Consider the following 21,180-nt stretch of genomic DNA (forward strand, 5'->3'; position numbering starts at 1 on the left):
TAGAAATAAAAGAAAAGCCGATATGTTGATATCGGCTTTTTTTGTTTGAAAAGCGTACAAATTATTTGAAGTCTAGAAAAAAATCTGTATAATCAGCACCCTTAGCCACATTCATTTTTTCGTTCCTTGCCTTTGCAGATTGGTGGCTAATCTACGTCAAAGGCTGATTAACCCGTAAGGAGCAGTAATGCGTCACTACGAAATCGTGTTTATGGTTCATCCGGACCAAAGCGAGCAAGTACCAGGTATGATCGAACGTTACACAGGTTCTGTTAAAGAAGCTGGTGGTCAAGTTCATCGCCTAGAAGATTGGGGTCGTCGTCAATTAGCGTACCCAATTAACAAATTACACAAAGCACACTATGTGCTTATGAATGTAGAAGCGCCTCAACAAGTCATCGACGAGCTAGAAACGACTTTCCGTTATAACGATGCTGTATTACGCAGTCTTGTTATCCATACTAAGCACGCCGTAACCGAAGCGTCCCCAATGAAAGCGGCTAAAGAAGAACGTAAACCTTTAGCTGAAGTTGAAAACAACGATTTTGAGGATGCTGAAGAGTAATTCAAAACTTGATAATCGCTTCTCGTTAATCGGCACAGTGTGTCAATTACCCAAGCGAAGCAAAAGCCCTAACGGGATTGCGCATTGCCAATTTTGGCTGGAACATCGTTCCGAACAAGTCGAAAGTGGTTTATCACGCCAAGCGTGGTTAAAGATGCCTGTTCAAGTCAGTGGCAATCAGTTAATAGAAAAAACTCAAAGCATTACGGTCGGCAGTAAACTTCTTGTGGTGGGGTTTATTACTTCACATAAAACCTCAAATGGTTTAACGCAGTTAGTATTGCATGCCGAGCAAATCGAATTTATAGATTAGGAGACAGCCAAATGGCACGTTATTTCCGTCGTCGTAAGTTCTGCCGTTTCACAGCGGAAAATGTTGTTGAAATCGATTACAAAGATATCGCTACATTAAAGAACTACATTTCTGAAAGCGGCAAAATTGTACCAAGCCGCATTACCGGTACTCGTGCGAAGTACCAACGCCAATTAGCACGCGCAATCAAACGCGCTCGTTATTTAGCGTTATTACCTTACTCTGATTCTCATCACAATTAAGAAGGAGTTAGGAAATGCAAGTAATTCTTTTAGATAAAATCGTTCACCTAGGTAATGTAGGTGATCAAGTTAATGTTAAATCTGGTTTCGCTCGTAACTTCTTAATCCCACAAGGTAAAGCAGTTATGGCAACTAAAGCTAACATTGAACACTTTGAAGCACGTCGTGCAGAGTTAGAAGCAGCGGCAGCAGCAAGTCTTGCAGCAGCTCAAGCTCGTGCAGCACAAGTGACTGCATTAGGTTCTGTAACTATCGCATCTAAAGCAGGTGAGGAAGGTCGTTTATTCGGCGCAATCACTACTCGTGATGTAGCAGAAGCAGTAACTGCAGCAGGCGTTGAAATTGCGAAAAGCGAAGTTCGTTTACCAAACGGTCCAATCCGTACTCTTGGTGACCACGATGTTCGTTTCCAACTTCACGGCGAAGTATTTGCAACATTAGATGTTATCGTTGTTGCAGAATAATTATCAAAGTTTTTGATAAAAGAAAACCCGACGTTATGTCGGGTTTTTTGTTTTTCTGGATTAAGAAAATATTTTGGTTATTTGTCGAGAATAAAAAAGTGCGGTCATTTTTGACCGCACTTTTATTTATCAATTTAGTATTTTTAAATTACAAACCTAATACGGCAAATAACACCCAAACAGTGTAAATAGTTGCGAGGCCGTAGAAGATAAATCCGCCTGCTGGCACGTGAATTTTAAGATCGTGCATCGCGTGATGGATACGGTGTAAACCACACCACATTGGGAAAATGGTTAAAACTAAGATAACTAATTTTCCGATCCAAGAATAAGCGAATGTAATTAAGTTATGTGGATCAATTAATCCGAATGGTAACAATAAACCAAGGATTAAGATCACAACAGGGAAGAAAATCGCACTGACAGTCCCGCCAGCACCAAACATCAACCATACTGGTGGTTCACCAGAGCGTTTTGGATTTTGATTGACCATTTTTCCTCTCCCTACATATAAACTAAAATTAATGCGATAACACTAATCACAGCGGTAACTGCCCAAAGTGCATTTCTTAACACGTGATGTGGTAAACGTTCATTTTTAACAATGATGTTCATCACTTTTGGTGTCATCACGAAATAAGTTGCAGTGTGATATAAGGTCGCAATTAATGTAATGATATTTAAGAACACCACAATTGGATTTCTTAAGAAGCCAATGAAATCAACAATACCTAAGCCTGGTACAGGATTGCTTGCAAGGCAAAGTACACCATAAAGCAATACGATACAGAACCATACAGCAAAGATAGAGGTTGCTTCACGTACCATATACGCTTTGTAGAAATCCAATTTTTGCCACCAAGTAGCCGTCATTGGGCGAACATATTTTTTGCGTTTACTTACTGTTACTGACATATTCTTCCCCTTAGCCTTTTGGTTTTAGCATTGAGATAACATAATCTTTGGCACTTTCCACTTTGCCTTGGTTGATTGCAGAAGCTGGATCCACGTGTTTTGGACACACTTCAGAACAATAACCCACGAAAGTACAGCTCCAAACACCGTTTTTACCATTTAATAATGGCATACGTTGTGCTTTACCATGGTCACGGTTATCAAGGTTATAACGGTGTGCCATTGTAATCGCTGCAGGGCCTAAGAATTCAGGATTTAAACCAAATTGCGGACAAGCGGCATAGCATAAACCACAGTTGATACACATTGAGAATTGTCGATATTTTTCAAGCTGTGCCGGCGTTTGTTTCGTACGGCTGACTTGCAACTCTTTCGATGGATGTGGTTTACCATCTAATGCTGGTGCTTCGTTACCAATAATATAAGGTTTAATTGCCTCTAAACTTTCGATGAAGTGGCTTAAATCAACCACTAAGTCGCGTTCAATAGGGAAGTTTGCTAATGGTTCAATACGCATATGGCCGCTGTAATCACGTAAGAATGTTTTACAAGCCAATTTTGGTTTGTTATTGACCATCATCCCACAAGAACCGCAGATTGCCATACGGCAAGACCAGCGATAAGAAAGAGACGGTTCAAGTTTATCTTTAATGTAACCTAACGCATCTAAAAGAGAAGTTTGGTTATCATAAGGTACTTGATAAGAGCTTAAATGTGGCTCTTGATCATTTTCTGGGTTGTAGCGTAATACTTCTACAGTCATTACTGGTGAATTAGCCATTTGCTTGCTCCTTAGCTTTCGCAGCCGCTTCTGCCGCTTCTGCTTCAGCACCATAAACACGTTTTGCTGGTTGAGATTTAGTGATTTTCACCGGGCTGTATTCAATACGCGGTGCATCATCGCCATTGTAGTAAGCAAGGGTGTGTTTTAAATAATTCACATCATCACGTTCAGTGTAGTCTAAGCGTTGGTGTGCACCACGAGACTCTTTACGTTCAATTGCAGAGTTGGCAATTGATTGTGCCACATCAAGGATGTAACCTAATTCTACAGTGTAAAGCACATCGGTATTGAATACGCTTGAACGGTCTGCAACACGAATACGTTTATAACGTTCTTTAAGCTCAGCAATTTTATCTACTGCTTTTTGCATGCTTTCTTGGTCACGGTAGATACCACAACCTTCTTCCATGACGGTACCCATTTCATCACGGATTTCAGACCAAGATTCATTACCGTCTTGGTTATAAAGTGCTTCAAGGCGAGCCACAACATCTTGAGCTTGTGCATCAACTGCTGCACGGTTTGCCGGTTGAGCTTCCGCTGCACGTTGTGCGGCATATTCACCCGCAACACGGCCTAAAACCACTAATTCTGCAAGCGAGTTAGAACCTAAACGGTTTGCACCATGTAAACCGGAAGAAGCACATTCACCCACAGCAAATAAACCTTTAATACGAGTTTCGCTGTTGAAATCCACTTCGATACCACCCATGGTATAGTGAACAACCGGGCGAACTGGAATTGGTTCATTAACTGGGTTTACACCTTCATAAGCACTTGCTAATTCACAAATAAACGGAAGACGTTCATGTAAATATTTTTCACCTAAGTGACGTAAGTCAAGGTGAACCACATCAACACCTTTTGCTGTTTTTAAGGTGTTGCCTTTTTTCCATTCTTGCCAGAAAGCTTGTGAAACTTTATCACGTGGACCAAGTTCCATATATTTGTTTTCAGGTTTACCGATTGGGGTTTCAGGGCCTAGACCATAATCTTGTAAATAACGGTAGCCGTTTTTATTCACTAAGATACCGCCTTCACCACGGCAACCTTCAGTCATTAAGATACCGGTGTTTGGTAAGCCGGTTGGGTGATATTGGACGAATTCCATATCACGAAGAGGAACACCGTGACGATATGCCATTGATAAACCATCACCAGTTACGATACCACCGTTGGTGTTGAATTTAAATGCACGACAACCACCACCAGTTGCAATCACAACCGCGTTTGCATTGATTTGAATAAGTGAACCTTCCATCATATTCATCGCAACCATACCGCGAGCATGGCCATCATCAACTAAGATGTCTAAAACGAAGTGCTCGTCAAAACGTTGAATTTGTGGATATTGAATGGATGTTTGGAAAAGGGTATGTAATAAGTGGAAACCGGTTTTGTCTGCCGCGAACCAAGTACGCTCGATTTTCATCCCACCGAAACGACGAACGTTTACATCGCCATCAGCTTTACGGCTCCAAGGGCAGCCCCAACGTTCAAGTTGAGTCATTTCCACTGGAGAATGTTCAACGAAGTATTCCACCACATCTTGTTCACATAACCAGTCACCACCGGCAACGGTATCGTGGAAGTGTTTATCGTAGGAATCTTCCTCTTTAATTACTGCGGCCGCACCACCTTCTGCTGCAACCGTATGGCTACGCATAGGATAAACCTTAGAAACTAATGCGATCTTTAAGTTAGGGTTTGCTTCTGCTGCTGCAATTGCTGCACGTAAACCGCCGCCACCGGCACCAACAATAGCAATATCGACATTAACCGTTTGCACGATATCCTCCAATCGTATAGAAAGTAAAAAAATAAAACGCCTTAAATTAATAGGGGCATGTTGTCATTCTGCCATTTTTGTTTACAAATTAGTAACTTTTTTTCTGGAATAAACGGACAAAATACCAAAAGTGTGATCTAACTCAAAAAAGTTAGTTTTTTATATATTTATAGATGATAACCGTTTGCGTTTAAGAATGATTTAGTCGGATTATTGAGTTAAAAATCAGTCTTGTTTACAATAGCCTAATTCATTTTAAACGTGAAAAACGGAGAAAAAAATGACCGCACTTAGCGATAAAAAAACAGAATGGCAACCTTCCGCTTCAATTAAAAACTTATTGGCGCGAGCCAAAATCATTGCGGATATTCGTCAGTTCTTTACTGAACGTGGATTATTAGAAGTGGAAACGCCCGTTTTAAGTGAATTTGGCTTAACGGATCTTCACCTTTCCACCTTTAATACGGAATTTGTTGCCCCTTTTGATGAACTCTCGAAAACGCTCTGGCTTTCTACCAGTCCGGAATATCACATGAAGCGTTTATTAGCGGCAGGCAGTGGACCGATCTTTCAAATTGGCAAAGTATTTCGTAATGAAGAAGCAGGGAATCGCCATAATCCGGAATTCACCATGCTTGAATGGTATCGACCGCACTTTGACATGTATCGTCTGATGAATGAAGTGGATGATTTGCTACAACAGATCCTCGATTGTAAACCGGCAGAAACCTTAAGTTATCAGTTCGTCTTCCAAGAATATGTAGGATTAGATCCATTATCTGCGACTCGTCAAGAACTGGTGGAAGTGGCACGTAAACACAACTTTATGGCAGATGAAGATGAAGATCGTGATACCTTATTGCAATTTCTATTCAGTGAAGTGGTAGAGCCTAAAATTGGGCAAGAAGCACCTGTAGCAGTTTATCATTTCCCTTCTTCCCAAGCCGCACTTGCACAACTTAGCCCAGAAGATAGCCGTGTGGCAGAACGCTTTGAGTTCTATTATAAAGGATTAGAGTTAGCCAATGGTTTCCATGAGCTCACGGATGCACGCGAACAACAATACCGCTTTGAAAAAGACAATCGCCTGCGCGAAAAAGCAGGTTTGCCACAGCGTGAAATTGACTATCGTTTTCTAGGGGCTTTACAAGCAGGCATTCCAAATACATCCGGTGTGGCTTTAGGTGTCGATCGTTTAATTATGATTGCATTAGGCGCAGAAAGTATTAAAGAGGTGATTTCATTTTCGGTGGAATGTGCTTAGTCTGCTTAAAAAATATTCATTATTTCTTCGAAAATGAATAAAAAAGAAGAACAAATTGCTCAAAATAGAGAGATAGTTGTATAGACAAAATTCTGAAAAGTTCGATGTGAAAGGATGTTTTTGATTAAAAAATGTCCTTTTTTGTGTAAAAAATGTGATCTTGATCCGATTTTAGAAAATTGGAAGAGATCCTCCCATTGACACCATAGGTTTATTTTGTAATATTTGCGATGTCTATTTCGGAGATTGAACTTTTTATGAAAAATTGCTTCAATCAAAAATCATAGGTAACAACCAAAAGGAATAACAATTATGAAAAAGACACTAGCAGCATTGATCGTTTCTGCAGTTGCAGCTTCAGCAGCAAACGCAGCAGTAGTTTATGATAACGAAGGTACTAAAGTTGAATTAAACGGTTCTCTTCGTTTAATCTTAGAAAAAGCGGATGCTAAAAAGTATGACGCAGCAGGTAATTCAACTAAAACTGCAAATTCCGCTTTACGTAACGCAGGTTCACGTTTCGGTATCACAGTGAAACACAACTTAGATAACGATTTCTATGCATTAGGTCGTTTAGAATTCCGTTTTGATGATACAGAATCTCGTGACCAATTCGGTAGCCTTTATGCTAAACGTGCTTATGTAGGTTTAGGTAGCAAAGCAACTGGTGATATCACATTCGGTCGTCAATTAACTATCGCGGATGATTTAAGTCAAGCAAATGACTATGAATATGGCTTTATTCCAAAAGGTAAATATATTCCAACTTCAGGCACTGGTGTAGTACGTTACGACTATAAAGGTATCGAAGGTTTACAATTAAGTGCAAACTACAACTTCGGTCAACGTCATAATGATAAAGGTAGAGCGCTTACCCCAGGTCTTAAAAATGCATTTGGTTTCGGTGCATTATACACAGCAGGTGATTTAGATGCTCGTTTCGCTTATGGTCACACTAACCTTGAAACTAATGCAACATATAAACACCGTGTAGATGGTTTCTTAGCATCATTAGGCTATAAATTTGGTGATTTCAAATTAACAGGTGACTTTGGTTATGCACATGTGAAATTTGATGATGCAAAAACAAATAAATTCTATGTATCTCCAGGTTTTGCATATCAAGTAACTCCAGCATCTCAAGTATATGGTAACTACCTATATGAGCGCGTGAAAGGCGAAGCTGATAAAGACAAAACTCACGGTTTCTTACTTGGTGCAGACTACAAACTTCATAAACAAGTTGTATTATTTGTAGAAGGCAAATATGTGACTACTAAAGAGTACGTTAACGATTCTTACGATGGTAAAACTAAAGACAGAGCTATCGGTGTAGGTATGCGTGTATTCTTCTAATCTTTGATTAGAGATGAATCTTAAAAGGCGAATCGAAAGGTTCGCCTTTTTGTTTATTTTTTAAATCTCCCCAAACCCCTCTTTACAAAAGAGGGGCTTTTTTATGATGTTACTTTTAGTGGTTTTATTGGGAATGTATTTGAGATAGCTAAGAACGGAGAGCATTTATTTGCCAATAAAATACCCCCTCTTTCGTAAAGAGGGGGCAGGGGGAGATTTAACTATTGCAACTTATTTAAAATTAATCTCCCCAAATTCCTCTTTACGAAAGAGGGGCTTTTTTTATGAGTTACTTTTAATATTTTATGGGAGTATTTGAGAGGGCTAAGAGCAGGGAGCATTTATTTGCCAATAAAATACCCCCCTCTTTTGTAAAGAGGGGGGCTAGGGGGAGATTTACTATTTCAACTTATCCAAAACCAATTTCCCCATCATTTCAATATGGGCTTTTTCAGCATTCAATGCGGGGATATAGTGATAAGACACACCACCATGATTTAAGAATGTTTCTTTATTTTCAACTTCAATTTCTTCTAAGGTTTCTAAACAATCCACTGAAAAACCAGGGCAAATCACCGCGATTTTTTGAATCCCTTGAGAAGCCGCTTCTTCTAAAAAGTGATCCGTATAAGGTTGTAACCATTCTTCACGACCAAAACGAGATTGGAAGGTCATATTCCATTGGTTTTCTGTCAAACCTAATTTATCCACAATGGCAATGGTGGTTTGTTTGCAGTGCTGACGATAATAATCGCCCATATTCTCATAACGCAATGGAATGCCATGATAAGAAAAAAGCAAAAACTCATCGGGTTTTAACCGCACTTTAATCGAATCCACTAAGGCATTAATGTAGTTTTCATCAAGATGATAAGAATGAATAAACTCAAAAGGCACAATATTGCGTTCTTGTGCAATGGCACGATTGAACGCATCGATTAATGCGCCCGTTGTGGTGCTGGAATATTGTGGATAAAGCGGCAACACAATCATGCGTTCCACGCTATTTTTAAGTAAATTTTTGACCGCACTTTGTATTGAAGGATTACCATAAGTCATGGCAATTTCGACTTGTGCATTGATCCCTTGTTCAGTCAAATAAGCTTGTAAATCCGCTTGTTGTTGCTTTGTAATGGCAAGCAGGGGAGAGCCTTGTTCTGTCCAAATAGCTTGATAATTTTGTGCAATACGTTTAGAACGCATCGGTAAAATAATGGCTTTTAAAAGGGGATACCATTTCCAACGAGGTAAATCGACCACGCGGGGATCCATTAAAAAATCTGCTAAATAACGAGAGATCGCTGCGGGTTGAGGGGCATCAGGCGTACCAAGATTGGCTAAAATGATGCCAATTTTTTGAGTTGTAGTCATAAATGTTTGATAGAAAGCGTTAATCGAGAAACGCAGCAAAGTTTATCTTGTTCATCGCGAATGTCAATTTGCCAAACATGGGTATTTTGACTTAAAGCAATTGGCGTTGCCTTTGCGGTAACAAAACCTTTTTTTGCTGGGCGAAGATGATTGGCGTTGATATCTAATCCTAAGGCAACTTGCCCTTCTTCTATACAGAGAAATCCCGCTAAAGAGCCAATAGTTTCTGCCAATGCCACAGATACGCCACCATGTAATAAACCGAAAGGTTGTGTGGTGCGATGATCAACCGGCATTTTTGCCTCAATCCAGTTTTCACCATAAGCTGAAATTTCAATGCCTAAATGCCCAACCGCACAATGTTTCCCCATTTCATTAAGCTGCTCAAGCGTGAATGTTTTTTTCCAGATTGTCATGCCTTTCTTCCTTAATTAATCTTATTCGCTTGCTTTAGTTTGATATAAATCCTCCCTTTCGTAAAGGGATAGATAAATGATGAGATTTTTTATACCTAAACTTGTTTATTTTTTATCCGAAATTTACAATTATTTACATATTTTAATAAAATTCAATGGAAATCTTTACATATATTTACAAATGAGGTGTTTTGTCTTAATTGCTTGTAATTTTTAGCAAATCTTTTTTTTTGATGCTTTCTTTTTATACAAAGTTGGCTTAAAATAAGCTGTTCTGACCAGAAGGGTAAGGGAAACTATTGTCTAAAATTGTTGTCGCCGCCTTTTGGATGCTGAATTTTTTTGGTGCTGTTGTTTGAACAACAGCTTCTTAACAATCCTAATAAAAAGGAATAAAACTCATGAACAAAGTGTTTAAAGTTATTTGGAATCATGCTACACAAACGTGGACAGCAGTTTCTGAACTTGGGCATGCTAAAGGTAAAACTAAGTCAAAAAAAATTGTGAAATTGACCGCACTTGCGGGTGCAGTGATTGGCTCATTGGCTGCATCTCAATCAGCTATAGCGGCAACAGATCTTAGAGCTAATGACGCGGTGAATATCGCACCAGATAATGTGCCTAATCCAACTGCTGGTCGTCATGCGGTGGCAGTGGGGGCGGAAGCAAGTGCTTTAAAGCAAGATTCTATTGCGATTGGTACAAATTCTACTGCAGGCTGGACTAACACCATTTCTATTGGTAAAGATACTGTAGCAAACAAAGATCACGCACTTGCTATTGCAACAGAAGCAAAAGCATCAGGTGTTCAATCTATTGCTATCGGTTCATACTCTAACGCTTCGGCAGACTCTGTTGTCTCTATCGGTCAAAACTCAAAAGCAGGTGGTACAGTTGACTCTGCTACTGGTAAAGGTCCAGGTACTGCAGCAGTAGCTGTTGGTTATCTGGCAGATGCATCAGCAGCAAATACGTTTGCTGGTGGTAAGAGTGCGACTGCAACGGTTGATAACGCGGTAGCACTTGGTGTGAGTTCTAGTGCGACCGATCGTAATGCTTTAGCGCTAGGTGGATATGCTGCGGCTTCTGGTGAGCGTGCGTCAGCAGTGGGTGCAGCATCAAAAGCATCAGGTAATGCTTCATTTGCAGGTGGTACATCTGCAAATGCTACTGGTACTAACTCTGTTGCTATTGGTGGCTCAATGACTCCAGCGGATGCTGCTCAAGCAAAAGGTAATCAGACTATTGCTATTGGTACAAAATCTAACGCTATCGCTGATAATACAATCGCTCAAGGTAATGCAGCTACAGCACACAAAGAATCAGATATCGCAATCGGTACCTCATCTGTTGCAAATGGTAGCCAACAATCTCAAGGTTCTTGTGAAAGTAATAAACAGAACGACCCATCAGCATCAACTGGAAGCGCTACTAGCGGAGATTGTCCGAAGGGGCCAGCAATTGCAATCGGTAAAATGTCAAATGCAACAGGTTATGCTACGGTAGCTGTAGGTTTAGAGGCAAGCGCAACAAACGACTATGCAACAGCATTGGGCAGTGGTTCAAAAGCAAACATTGCTAACTCCGTGGCATTAGGTTCAGGTTCTGTAACGGATGCTTTTGTACCAACAAATACTGCAACAGTAGGAAAATATACGTATAGTGGTTTTGCTGGTAATAGTAGTTCACTTGGGGATGGCGCAGTAGTTTCAGTTGGTTACACTGGCCCTGATGGTGAATTTGTACGTCAAATCCAAAATGTTGCGGCTGGTCGTATTGATGCAAACTCAACTGATGCCGTAAATGGTTCACAGCTTTATGTCGTAGCGGAAAATTTATCAAATAGAATCGATAGCCATCATTGGGTGGTTGGTACTAATGATAATAAACAGGTAAGTAACGTTTATAATAAAGACCAAGTTAACTTTATTGATGGTAACGCAACAACCGCAAAAGTAGTTCAAAATCCAGACAACGCTAATGTTACAAACGTTTCTTATGATGTAAACGTGGGGCAAGGCTTAAAAATTGATGGTAATAAAGTTGTTGCTAATTTAGTTGCGGGTAATGGTGTAACTCTCACTAATAATGTGACTACAGGTGAAATCAAAATTAGTGCTAATTCAACCGGTGGCGCAGCATCTTCTGTTGTTTCTGGTAATAATAATACTTTAAATGTTACAACGGATGCATCTAATCCATCAGAGTATATTGTAACACCTGTAACAGGTTCTTTATCAGTTACAAAAGACGGTAATATTTCTAGCGATGATGCAAATGTTACAACTAACAATGGCGAAAAACTGACCACGATTAAAACAACACGAGATATGATCAATGGTTCCCATTGGAATTTGCAAATTGGGGAATCAACAGCACCAGGTGATAAAGGTTCAGCTGAGATCGAAACTGCTAATAAAGAAGCCGAAGCAATTAATCCTGGGGATCAGGTTACGTTCTTAGCGGGTAAAAATATTACATTAAAACGTAATGGTTCTCAGATTGCCATCAGTGCAAAAGATGCATCTGTAGATAAAGGTGAAATCATTCCTGCAACAGATACAACTAATACCAATAATAATGGTACTGTAATGGTTAAAGGTAATGATGGTGATAAATTCGCGAACATCACGAATGTTGTCAATGCAATTAACAGTGCATTCTGGAAAATTGGTGAAGAAAATTCAGGAAAAGCTGAAGTTAAAGGTAATGTTACTGCGGGTAGCCAAGTGAACTTCTCAAATGGTGTTGGCACGATTGCAAAAGTCACTGCAGACGAAGCGAACAAAACCTATAAAGTTCAATATGACATCAATGCAGGCCCAGGTATTGAAATTCCTACTGATAAAAATGACCCTAATAAAGGCAAAGTAACGGTTAAGGTTGATAATTCAACTGTGACAATTAACGATGATGGTCAATTAGTCGCTAACTCAGCATGGAATGCGAATGCAACCGGTAATGTTGACGGTACTTCAGCTGCAAAAGCTGTGAAAGCTAATGCAACAGTGAATTTTGATGCGGGTGAAAACTTAAAAGTGAAACAAACTGGTGATGAAGCAAACCAAGTTTATAGTTTCTCTTTAAACCAAACATTAACCAACATCACAAGTATTCAAAATAAAGCAACTGGTCCAAAACTTACCTTTGGTGATAACTCAATCAATATTACCGGCGGTAATCTTGATATGGGTAATAACCAGATTACTAACTTAAAACCAGGTACTAATGGTACTGATGCGGTTAATCTTGATCAGTTAAATGCATCTCGCATTAATGTTACTTCAAGTGATCATTCTGTTACAGTAAATCCTAAAATTGATGCTAACACGCATCAAACTACTTATGATTTAAGTGTTAATTTAAGCAATGTAGCGAAGTCATCTTGGAATGTGAAATCATCTGCTGCTGATGGCGGTGCTGTAACTGATAACCATAATGCAGCTGAAAAAAATATTGTTGATAGCAATACGGTTGAATTTAAAGCAGGTAAAAACTTAACCGTAGAACAAGTTAATGGTGGTAACGGTGCAAATGTTACTTTTGCTTTAAATGACAATATTACATTAGGCAAAGATGGCAAAGATGGCAAAGATGGCAAAGATGGCTCTATTGGTGTAGTTGGTAAAGACGGTGCAGCTGTTGTAATTAACGGAAAAGATGGTTCAATCGGCTTAACTGGACCGAAAGGTACAGATGGTAAAGACGGTGTGTCAGTTACTATCAAACCAGAAAAAGGCACAACCACAGTCGCAGAACGTGATGGTGGTGAAAAGATTAACCGTGTTACCTATACTGATAAAGATAAAGATGGTAATGACATCAAACGTGAAATCGCAACACTTGATGATGGCTTGAAATTCACAGGTGATGATGGTCAAACCGTTAACCGCACTTTAGGCTCTAACCTTAATATTACAGGTGGAGCGACAGATGCAACCACAGCGAACAACATTCGTGTGACTAAAGCTGATAATGGCGGCTTAAAAGTGAATCTTGCGAATAACGTTACGTTGGATAGCAATGGTAGCCTTAGTATTGGTGGTACAACAGTTAAAGATGGCGATATCAAAATTGGTAATACACATATTACCAAGGATGGTGTAGTAACCAACTTGACAACCCATTTAAATGACCCAGTTAAAGTGACTGATAGTGTTAAAAATGCAACCAAAACAGCTGATTTAGCATCGAATCTTACTACTCCTACTGCAGCAGATTACAGAGGTAAAGATGCAGCGACAGTTGAAGATGTGTTAAAAGCAGGCTGGAACTTACAAGCAAATGGTAAAGCTGTTGATGCTGTAACTCACGGTAACAACGTGAACTTTGCAAGTGAAGACCGTTCAGTTGAGATTAAACCAACGACTGATGGCAATACCAGCACAATTAATCTTTCTGTAAATGCAACGAATGTTGTTAAACAAGTAACAGGTAATGTTTCAGCAAACACTACAACAGGTAAAGCGGTTGTAGGTAAAGATGGTGCTGAAGATAAAACTGATGGTGCAGCTAATAAAGTTGCCACAGTAGGTGATGTCGCGAATACCATTAACAACACAGGTTGGATTACAAAAACAACTGATGGAGCAAACGTTACTGTAAATCCAGGTGATCATGTTGAATATATTAATGGTAACGGCACAACAGCTAACGTGACTGTAACCAAGACAAATGGCCAAGACGTTGTAAATGTAACCTATGATGTGAAAACTGATGGCACAACCATTACTGTAAAAAATGGTAATGTAACGGCTAATACAGGCAACATTATCGAAGCTAAGCCAGATGGTGATAATGCAGGTAAAGTTACAGTTACTACTGGAGATGATAATAAAGTTGCAACAGTTAAGAATGTAGCGGATGCAATCAACAGCGCAGGTTGGATTGTTAACACAGGTAAAGCTAAGAACCAAGACTCATTCAAAACTGAAACTGGAACACCAACTAAAGTGGGTGCCGGTGATAAAGTTAACTTCCAAGCAGGTAAAAACTTAGAAGTGAAACGTGAAGGTCAAAATATCATCTATGCAACATCTGAAGATTTAGATGCGAAAACCATTACTGTAACTACAGTTAAAGTAGGTAAAGATGGTAAAGATGGTGTTGATGGTTCTATTGGCGTAACCGGCAAAGACGGTGCAGCTGTTGTAATTAACGGAAAAGATGGTTCAATCGGCTTAACTGGACCGAAAGGTGCAGATGGTAAAGATGGTGCGTCAGTCACTATCAAACCAGAAAAAGGCACAACCACAGTCGCAGAGCGTGATGGTGGTAAAGAGATTAACCGTGTTACCTATACTGATAAAGATAAAGATGGCAATGACATCAAACGTGAAATTGCAACACTTGATGATGGCTTGAAATTCACTGGTGATGATGGTAAAACCGTTAACCGCACTTTAGGTTCTAACTTAAATGTGAAAGGTGGCGCAACAACCTCAACTACAGCGAAAAACATTCGTGTGACTAAAGCTGCAGATGGTCAAGGTTTAGATGTGAATCTTGCAAACAATATCGAGCTTGATAATAACGGTAGTATCAAAATTGGTGATACAACTGTAAATCAAGACGGTATTACCATCAATAATGGACCAAGTGTGACCAAAGGCGGTATTGACGCAGGTGGTAAAACTATCACTAACGTTGCTCGAGGTGAAAAAGATACTGATGCAGTGAACGTATCTCAATTGAAACAATCAGTTGGTGATGTACACAAACGTATCAATAAAGTAGGTAAAGAAGCACGTGGCGGTATCGCAGGTGCTAACGCAGCAGCAGGTTTACCACAAGTTTACATCCCTGGTAAATCAATGGTTGCGGCTTCTGCAGGTACTTTCAAAGGTGAAAGCGCTGTAGCAGTAGGTTACTCACGCTCAAGCGACAATGGTAAAGTTATCTTTAAACTTCAAGGTAACGCGAATACCCAAGGCGACGTAGGTGGCTCTGTGGGTGTAGGTTACCAATGGTAATTTAACTTTCCTTTAAAATAGATAAAAACCCAGCTTCGGCTGGGTTTTTTATGAATAATATTTATTAATATCATTTGATGATTTAAACTAAAACTAAAACTAAAACTAAAACTAAAACTAAAACTAAAACTAAAACTAAAACTAAAACTAAAACTAAAACTAAAACTAAAACTAAAACTAAAACTAAAACTAAAACTAAAACTAAAACTAAACCTAGGAATCGAATATGCTCAATTCAAATAATGATTATATGAATATTGCGTTTGCTGTTGATGCAAAATACACACCACACTTAGAAACCTTGATTAAATCTATTTGTTATCATAATAAACGTGTTAATTTTTATGTATTACATAATGATATTCCTAAGGAATGGTTTGAAGGCATTCAGCTGAAGCTGGGGAAAATAGGATATCAGCTTTTTCCGATACATATTTCTGATGATGTTTTTAAAAATTATAAAACCTTAGCGCATATTTCTTCATCAAGTAGCTATTATAGGCTATTGATTCCAAAACTTATTAATCAAGAGCGTGTGTTGTATTTAGATGCAGATATTATTGTAAATGGTTCGTTAGCTGACTTTTATTATAGTGATCTTGAGGATGCACCTGTTGGTGTAGTGAAAGATTATTGTGCCTGGGACAACTTTTCTTTTCCTTATCTAGATACGAATGTTTCAACTAATTATTTTAATAGCGGTGTATTGCTCATTGATACCGTGAAATGGCGAGAAAATCATTTGGTTGATATATTACTTACGCTTGCAGAGAAGTTTTCTGATAAAGTCCTTTTTGGCGACCAATGTATTTTAAATATTCTTTTGAGGGATAAAGCAAAATATTATGGTTTAAATGAGAATTGTCAGGTACATTACATTGAATCAATAAAAAGAAAGTACAGTGATAAATTTGTTAATCTAAGCGCTGAACCAATGATTATTCACTATAGCGCCCCACATAAGCCTTGGGATAATCAAAATGACAGCTTGTATTATCGTGAAAAATATTGGTTTTTTCGCTATTTAGATTGGACATATTTATTGATTAGACCGAGTATAGACAATTCCAATTACACTAATTTATAGCCTTCCTATTCACATTTAGGCACAATAGAGCAGAATTCCAATGAGTAAAAGGATGATGAAAATGACTAAACATTATGATTATATTGCGATCGGTGGCGGTTCCGGCGGGATTGCCTCAATTAACCGTGCGGCAAGCTATGGCAAAAAATGTGCAATTATTGAAGCAAAATATCTCGGTGGTACTTGCGTAAACGTAGGTTGTGTACCGAAAAAAGTGATGTTCTATGGCGCACAAGTGGCAGAAGCGATTAATAGCTATGCACCTGCTTATGGTTTTGATGTAGAAGTGAAAAAGTTTGATTACGCGAAATTAGTCGAGAGCCGTCAAGCCTACATCGGTCGTATTCATACATCTTACAATAATGTATTAGCAAAAAATAACGTGGATGTTCTAAATGGTTTTGCGCGTTTTAAAGATGCGAAAACGATTGAAGTGAGCTATGCAGATGGTTCAACAGAATTAGTGACAGCCGATCATATCTTAATTGCGACGGGTGGCCGTCCAAGTATTCCGGCGGTAAAAGGTGCTGAATACGGAATTGATTCAAATGGTGTATTTGCTTTAAATGAATTACCAAAACGTGTTGCAGTAGTTGGCGCCGGTTATATTGCCGTTGAATTAGCGGGTGTTTTAAATAGCTTAGGCAGTGAAACACATTTGTTTGTACGCCAACATGCTCCATTGCGTAATCAAGATCCATTGATTGTCGAAACCTTAGTTGAAGTGTTAGCACAAGATGGTATCCAATTACATACCAAAGCATTGCCAGAAGAAGTGGTGAAAAATGCGGATGGTTCGCTTACCTTGAAATTACAAGATGGCCGAGAAACTACAGTGGATACGTTAATTTGGGCGATTGGTCGTGAACCTGCTACTGATGTGATTAATCTTGAAGTAACAGGCGTGAAAACGAATTCACGCGGACAAATTATTGTTGATAAATACCAAAATACAAACGTGCCTGGCATTTATGCTGTAGGTGATATTATCGAAGGTGGTATTGAATTAACACCAGTTGCCGTGGCGGCAGGTCGTCGTTTGTCTGAGCGTTTATTCAATAACAAACCGAATGAACATTTGGATTACAATCTTGTGCCAACGGTTGTGTTTAGCCATCCACCAATTGGTACGGTGGGTTTAACTGAACCGCAAGCGATTGAGCAATATGGCGAAGAAAATGTGAAAGTGTATAAATCCTCTTTCACCGCAATGTACACCGCGGTTACTGAACATCGTCAACCTTGCCGAATGAAATTAGTGTGTGTCGGCAAAGAAGAAAAAATCGTAGGCTTACACGGCATTGGTTTTGGTGTGGATGAAATGATTCAAGGTTTTGCGGTGGCAATCAAAATGGGTGCAACTAAAGCAGACTTTGATAATACGGTGGCAATTCACCCAACCGGTTCTGAAGAATTTGTCACAATGCGTTAATTGCAGATAAAGAAAGTGCGGTCAAAATCTCTGATGTTTTTGACCGCACTTTTTATTGTGATTTGTTATTAGGCTGCTGCACGATTGCCTAATGTACCATCATCTTCCATTTCTTTAGCCACACCGACGACCTCAGCAATTTTGTCCCCTTCTTTGAAGAATACGAAACCACCATGTTCCATTTTAACCCAAGGTTCATCTTTGGTGAGAGGGAACGTCGTAATGATGGTGACTTTGTCACCATCTTTTGCGTAATCATTAAAATCGATGACGCCATCATCATCAATTCGATGTGCTTTACCAAAAGGGGCTTTACGTGTTAAGTAATGCAAATTGGTTGAGCAGTGGGCGATCATCCATTCCCCATTTGAAAGAATGAAGTTAAAGGTACCTTTTTGTGAGAGCTCTTTGGTAATATCTTGAATGGCTTCAAAAATTTCCATTTCAGACGGTTTACGGCGGAAACGATTTTTCAAATATTCCGCCATATAACAAAATGCGGTTTCTGAATCAGTTGAGCCAATAGGCTGACAGAAACTCTCAGACATATCCGGTAATTCTTTTAAATTACCGTTGTGAGCAAACACCCAATTTTGTCCCCAAATTTCACGAATAAAGGGATGGGTATTTTCAATGGTGACACCGCCTTGTGTTGCCTTGCGAATGTGGGCAATCACATTGAGCGATTTAATGTTGTATTGTTTTACACAATCTGCAATCGGGGATTGAGATGCAGCGTGGTTATCGCGAAAAATACGCACACCACGACCTTCAAAAAAAGCGATACCGAAGCCATCTGAATGGCAATCAGTAAGACCAGCACGACGACGGAAACCTTCAAAAGAAAAGACAATATCCGTCGGTGTATTACAGTTCATTCCGAGTAATTGGCACATAAATTCCTACAACTTATTTTTATATTTTTATAACCTTATAATGTGTACTGATTTAACACCATAATGCGTTGAAATTCAAGATGGATAACAAAGGATTTTTAGAAGAAAATGTTACATAAAATAACCTGAAAATCTTTCTGATTGGAAGGCTAGAGATGAGCACTTTATCCAGTCAATAAAAAAGGCGTGTTTATCACGCCTTTTGCTATATTTTTTTAGATTATGCTTTAATTTCGGAGCGGCTTTTTAAGAAAAAGAGTGCTATTGTTGAGATCAACATCACAAAGCCCACGCCCACATATAAACTCTGTTTGTCCCAGCCCATATCTAATAATTGACCCGCAATCGTTGGAGCAAGAATTGCACCAATACGACCGATACCAATCGACCAGCCTACACCGGTGCTACGAATATCGGCATCATAAGTAAGTGGGTTTAAGGTATAAAGACCGCTGATACAGCCATTCATGAGCGCACCAACTAAAATACCGAATACCATCGCAATCCATAAAACGGACGAGGATAAGATAAAGGTAATGATTGCTGCAGAAGATAAGACGGTGAATAAAATTAACACGCCTCGTGCTGTCCAACGGCTAGCCAGTAAGCCATAGATTAAGGCGCCACAAGTGCCCCCTAATGAGATCATCATTCCGACGCTCACACTTTGCTCTGTTGTCATGCCCGCTTCTTTTAATAAGGCTGGTGTCCATGAGCTAATAAAATAGAAACTGAACATGATCGCAAAGAAAGCCGTCCAAATTAACAGGGTCGAATGTAAGTATTTGTCGCTGAATAATTGGCTAATAGGTAATTTAGTCTTAATTTTTTCTGCTTTTTCTGGAAGTTTCCAATCACCGGCTAAACCAATTTTTTTTGCGATTAAATTTAACCGCACTTCTGCATTTTTAGGTTGTTTGGAAGTAAGGAAATCAATGGATTCCGGTAACCAAATAAATAGCACCACTAAAAGTAAACCGGTTAAGATAGCGCCCGCTAGAAACACTGAACGCCAGCCATATTCACCTTGCAACATTACCGCAAACATACCGCCTAATACCGCACCGATACCAAATCCTGCTGCATAGACACTGATCGCAAAGCTACGCCATTTACGAGAGGAATATTCACTGGTGATTACGTTTGTGCCCACTAAAATACCGCCGACACCAAGCCCGGTGATAACGCGCCAGAAACCAAGCCATTGATATTGTGAGATAAACGCCGAACCTAACATCCCAATAGCGGAGAGTGATACCGCCATTAATAACAATGGGCGACGACCAATTTTATCCGCAAGTGGTGCAAGAAAAAGTGAGCCGGCAGTCATACCAAATAAGCCGGCACTTAATAAATAACCTAACTCAATCCCCGTGAGACCAAATTCGCCACGAATGGCTGTTGCAGTGAAGGCCAGGGCTAATACATCAAAGCCATCAAGTAAATTCATGATGGCAGCCATGACCACAATCATCCATTGATAAGCCCCCATTGGGCTTTGTTCTATTTTAGCTCTAAGAGAAAGGGTTTCAGTCATTGTATTTCCTTAAGTTAAGCAAACTGGCGAGAGCTTGCGAGAGATTGAAGTTTACGCAAAATCATGCTGAGTACCACGCCATAAGCGGGAACAAACAAGACGATGCCGACAAATAATTTAAATAAGTAATCGACAAATCCAAGGCTAAACCAATGTTCGGCCATAAATGGATCACTACTTTTATAAAATGCTACACAAAAGAACATAAAGGTATCGGCAAGGGAACCAAATGTCATGGAGCTGCTCGGGGCAATCCACCATGTTTTTAATTGGCGTAAGCGGTTGAATACTAACACATCTAATAATTGTCCGAAAACATAAGCACAGAAGCTGGCGAACGCAATACGGAAAACAAACATATTGAATTCACTTAATGCACCTAAACCTTGATATTGTCCATTAGAGAAAATAACCGAAACAATATAACTCACGATAAGTGCTGGAATCATTACGATAAAGATGATCCAACGCGCTTCTTTTGCCCCAAATACACGTACCGTTAAATCAGTGGCTAAGAAAATGAATGGGAAAGTGAGTGTGCCCCATGTGCTGTGGAAGGAAAAATCATCAGAAAAACCAAGTGCGGTCAATTTTAAATTGATTTCAAATGGAATTTGAACGAAATAGTTGCTGGCTGTGATAATGAAGATGTGAAATAAGCTTAATAAAATTAAAGCAAAACGTTTTTGTTGATCATTGAAGATCGGAGTATTAATTTTCATTTTAAGACCTTTTTAGTTGGTTAATCGGGGGTAGGGAACCCGACATGAGAAATAA

Annotated in this window: 18 protein-coding genes; 9 read left to right on the forward strand and 9 right to left on the reverse strand. The window is 39.4% G+C overall.

Going from position 1 to position 21,180, the window contains the following annotated elements; all coding sequences use genetic code 11:
- The first annotated feature begins 187 nt into the window (after window positions 1-187).
- Genes rpsF through rplI form a run of 4 tightly spaced genes read left to right on the forward strand, consistent with a single transcriptional unit; the run spans window position 188 to window position 1,584 of the window.
- The gene (gene rpsF / locus DPV81_RS02910) at window positions 188-565 is read left to right on the forward strand and encodes a 30S ribosomal protein S6 (RefSeq protein WP_005627620.1); all 378 of its coding nucleotides are present in this window, start codon (window positions 188-190) and stop codon (window positions 563-565) included.
- Window positions 552-878, forward strand: a complete 327-nt coding sequence (gene priB / locus DPV81_RS02915; RefSeq protein WP_005627623.1) for a primosomal replication protein N — start codon at window positions 552-554, stop codon at window positions 876-878. The genes rpsF and priB overlap by 14 nt, the downstream gene beginning before the upstream one ends.
- 11 nt (window positions 879-889) lie before the next feature.
- Window positions 890-1,120, forward strand: a complete 231-nt coding sequence (rpsR, locus tag DPV81_RS02920) for a 30S ribosomal protein S18 (protein WP_005696867.1) — start codon at window positions 890-892, stop codon at window positions 1,118-1,120.
- A gap of 14 nt (window positions 1,121-1,134) precedes the next feature.
- Entirely contained in the window at window positions 1,135-1,584 is a 450-nt protein-coding gene (gene rplI, locus DPV81_RS02925; protein ID WP_005698599.1) for a 50S ribosomal protein L9, read from the forward strand.
- A gap of 148 nt (window positions 1,585-1,732) precedes the next feature.
- Here rplI and frdD read toward each other — a convergent pair whose 3' ends face one another.
- From frdD to frdA, 4 genes are read right to left on the reverse strand one after another with little or no spacing between them, the layout of a single operon-like run.
- Window positions 1,733-2,077, reverse strand: coding sequence for a fumarate reductase subunit FrdD (gene frdD, locus DPV81_RS02930; protein WP_075916852.1), 345 nt, complete (start codon window positions 2,075-2,077; stop codon window positions 1,733-1,735).
- A gap of 11 nt (window positions 2,078-2,088) precedes the next feature.
- Complete coding sequence (gene frdC, locus DPV81_RS02935; protein ID WP_005696862.1) at window positions 2,089-2,499, reverse strand: fumarate reductase subunit FrdC; 411 nt, start codon at window positions 2,497-2,499, stop codon at window positions 2,089-2,091.
- Between the two features lie 10 nt (window positions 2,500-2,509).
- Complete coding sequence (locus tag DPV81_RS02940) at window positions 2,510-3,280, reverse strand: succinate dehydrogenase/fumarate reductase iron-sulfur subunit (protein WP_005696861.1); 771 nt, start codon at window positions 3,278-3,280, stop codon at window positions 2,510-2,512.
- Entirely contained in the window at window positions 3,273-5,072 is a 1,800-nt protein-coding gene (gene frdA, locus DPV81_RS02945; protein WP_111386697.1) for a fumarate reductase (quinol) flavoprotein subunit, read from the reverse strand. Before frdA ends, DPV81_RS02940 begins: the two co-directional genes overlap by 8 nt.
- A gap of 280 nt (window positions 5,073-5,352) precedes the next feature.
- Between frdA and epmA the strand changes: the two genes are divergently transcribed.
- Window positions 5,353-6,336 (forward strand): elongation factor P--(R)-beta-lysine ligase, encoded by a 984-nt coding sequence (gene epmA / locus DPV81_RS02950; RefSeq protein WP_111386699.1) that lies wholly within the window; start codon window positions 5,353-5,355, stop codon window positions 6,334-6,336.
- 312 nt (window positions 6,337-6,648) lie between these two features.
- A complete protein-coding gene (locus tag DPV81_RS02955) occupies window positions 6,649-7,692 on the forward strand; it encodes a porin (RefSeq protein WP_111386700.1) in 1,044 nt (347 codons plus the stop codon).
- Window positions 7,693-8,091: 399 nt separating this feature from the next.
- On the opposite strand, the gene hemH is transcribed toward DPV81_RS02955, so the two are convergent.
- Together hemH and DPV81_RS02965 are read right to left on the reverse strand one after the other, a co-directional pair.
- Window positions 8,092-9,063, reverse strand: a complete 972-nt coding sequence (gene hemH / locus DPV81_RS02960; protein WP_111386702.1) for a ferrochelatase — start codon at window positions 9,061-9,063, stop codon at window positions 8,092-8,094.
- Window positions 9,060-9,479 carry a hotdog fold thioesterase gene (locus tag DPV81_RS02965; RefSeq protein ID WP_111386703.1) on the reverse strand — a complete coding sequence of 140 codons (420 nt, stop codon included), beginning with the start codon at window positions 9,477-9,479 and terminating at the stop codon, window positions 9,060-9,062. The genes hemH and DPV81_RS02965 overlap by 4 nt, the downstream gene beginning before the upstream one ends.
- A 401-nt stretch (window positions 9,480-9,880) precedes the next feature.
- Between DPV81_RS02965 and DPV81_RS02970 the strand changes: the two genes are divergently transcribed.
- The 3 genes from DPV81_RS02970 to gorA all read left to right on the forward strand — a co-directional run bounded on the left by DPV81_RS02970 (window position 9,881) and on the right by gorA (window position 17,970).
- Entirely contained in the window at window positions 9,881-15,451 is a 5,571-nt protein-coding gene (locus tag DPV81_RS02970; protein ID WP_111386705.1) for a YadA-like family protein, read from the forward strand.
- A gap of 226 nt (window positions 15,452-15,677) precedes the next feature.
- Complete coding sequence (locus DPV81_RS02975; protein ID WP_111386706.1) at window positions 15,678-16,538, forward strand: glycosyltransferase family 8 protein; 861 nt, start codon at window positions 15,678-15,680, stop codon at window positions 16,536-16,538.
- Window positions 16,539-16,599: 61 nt separating this feature from the next.
- Window positions 16,600-17,970 (forward strand): glutathione-disulfide reductase, encoded by a 1,371-nt coding sequence (gene gorA / locus DPV81_RS02980; protein ID WP_111386708.1) that lies wholly within the window; start codon window positions 16,600-16,602, stop codon window positions 17,968-17,970.
- Between the two features lie 68 nt (window positions 17,971-18,038).
- Here gorA and DPV81_RS02985 read toward each other — a convergent pair whose 3' ends face one another.
- The 3 genes from DPV81_RS02985 to DPV81_RS02995 form a co-directional block, all read right to left on the reverse strand.
- Entirely contained in the window at window positions 18,039-18,866 is an 828-nt protein-coding gene (locus DPV81_RS02985; RefSeq protein ID WP_049375427.1) for a class II glutamine amidotransferase, read from the reverse strand.
- Between the two features lie 220 nt (window positions 18,867-19,086).
- Window positions 19,087-20,403 (reverse strand): MFS transporter, encoded by a 1,317-nt coding sequence (locus DPV81_RS02990; RefSeq protein WP_111386709.1) that lies wholly within the window; start codon window positions 20,401-20,403, stop codon window positions 19,087-19,089.
- A 14-nt stretch (window positions 20,404-20,417) separates the two neighbouring features.
- Window positions 20,418-21,125 carry a 7-cyano-7-deazaguanine/7-aminomethyl-7-deazaguanine transporter gene (locus DPV81_RS02995; protein ID WP_111386711.1) on the reverse strand — a complete coding sequence of 236 codons (708 nt, stop codon included), beginning with the start codon at window positions 21,123-21,125 and terminating at the stop codon, window positions 20,418-20,420.
- Between the last annotated feature and the right edge of the window lie 55 nt (window positions 21,126-21,180).

The organism is Haemophilus parainfluenzae, assembly GCF_003252795.1.
Lineage (GTDB): Bacteria > Pseudomonadota > Gammaproteobacteria > Enterobacterales > Pasteurellaceae > Haemophilus_D > Haemophilus_D parainfluenzae_K.

Bases quoted from the DNA above. Each gene is read 5' to 3' on its own strand.
- gorA (WP_111386708.1), top strand. From the start codon at position 16,600: ATGACTAAACATTATGATTATATTGCGATCGGTGGCGGTTCCGGCGGG.
- rpsF (WP_005627620.1), top strand. From the start codon at position 188: ATGCGTCACTACGAAATCGTGTTTATGGTTCATCCGGACCAAAGCGAG.
- DPV81_RS02965 (WP_111386703.1), bottom strand. From the start codon at position 9,479: ATGACAATCTGGAAAAAAACATTCACGCTTGAGCAGCTTAATGAAATG.
- priB (WP_005627623.1), top strand. From the start codon at position 552: ATGCTGAAGAGTAATTCAAAACTTGATAATCGCTTCTCGTTAATCGGC.
- DPV81_RS02995 (WP_111386711.1), bottom strand. From the start codon at position 21,125: ATGAAAATTAATACTCCGATCTTCAATGATCAACAAAAACGTTTTGCT.
- hemH (WP_111386702.1), bottom strand. From the start codon at position 9,063: ATGACTACAACTCAAAAAATTGGCATCATTTTAGCCAATCTTGGTACG.
- DPV81_RS02975 (WP_111386706.1), top strand. From the start codon at position 15,678: ATGCTCAATTCAAATAATGATTATATGAATATTGCGTTTGCTGTTGAT.
- rplI (WP_005698599.1), top strand. From the start codon at position 1,135: ATGCAAGTAATTCTTTTAGATAAAATCGTTCACCTAGGTAATGTAGGT.
- DPV81_RS02990 (WP_111386709.1), bottom strand. From the start codon at position 20,403: ATGACTGAAACCCTTTCTCTTAGAGCTAAAATAGAACAAAGCCCAATG.
- DPV81_RS02955 (WP_111386700.1), top strand. From the start codon at position 6,649: ATGAAAAAGACACTAGCAGCATTGATCGTTTCTGCAGTTGCAGCTTCA.
- DPV81_RS02985 (WP_049375427.1), bottom strand. From the start codon at position 18,866: ATGTGCCAATTACTCGGAATGAACTGTAATACACCGACGGATATTGTC.
- epmA (WP_111386699.1), top strand. From the start codon at position 5,353: ATGACCGCACTTAGCGATAAAAAAACAGAATGGCAACCTTCCGCTTCA.
- DPV81_RS02970 (WP_111386705.1), top strand. From the start codon at position 9,881: ATGAACAAAGTGTTTAAAGTTATTTGGAATCATGCTACACAAACGTGG.
- DPV81_RS02940 (WP_005696861.1), bottom strand. From the start codon at position 3,280: ATGGCTAATTCACCAGTAATGACTGTAGAAGTATTACGCTACAACCCA.
- frdC (WP_005696862.1), bottom strand. From the start codon at position 2,499: ATGTCAGTAACAGTAAGTAAACGCAAAAAATATGTTCGCCCAATGACG.
- frdD (WP_075916852.1), bottom strand. From the start codon at position 2,077: ATGGTCAATCAAAATCCAAAACGCTCTGGTGAACCACCAGTATGGTTG.
- rpsR (WP_005696867.1), top strand. From the start codon at position 890: ATGGCACGTTATTTCCGTCGTCGTAAGTTCTGCCGTTTCACAGCGGAA.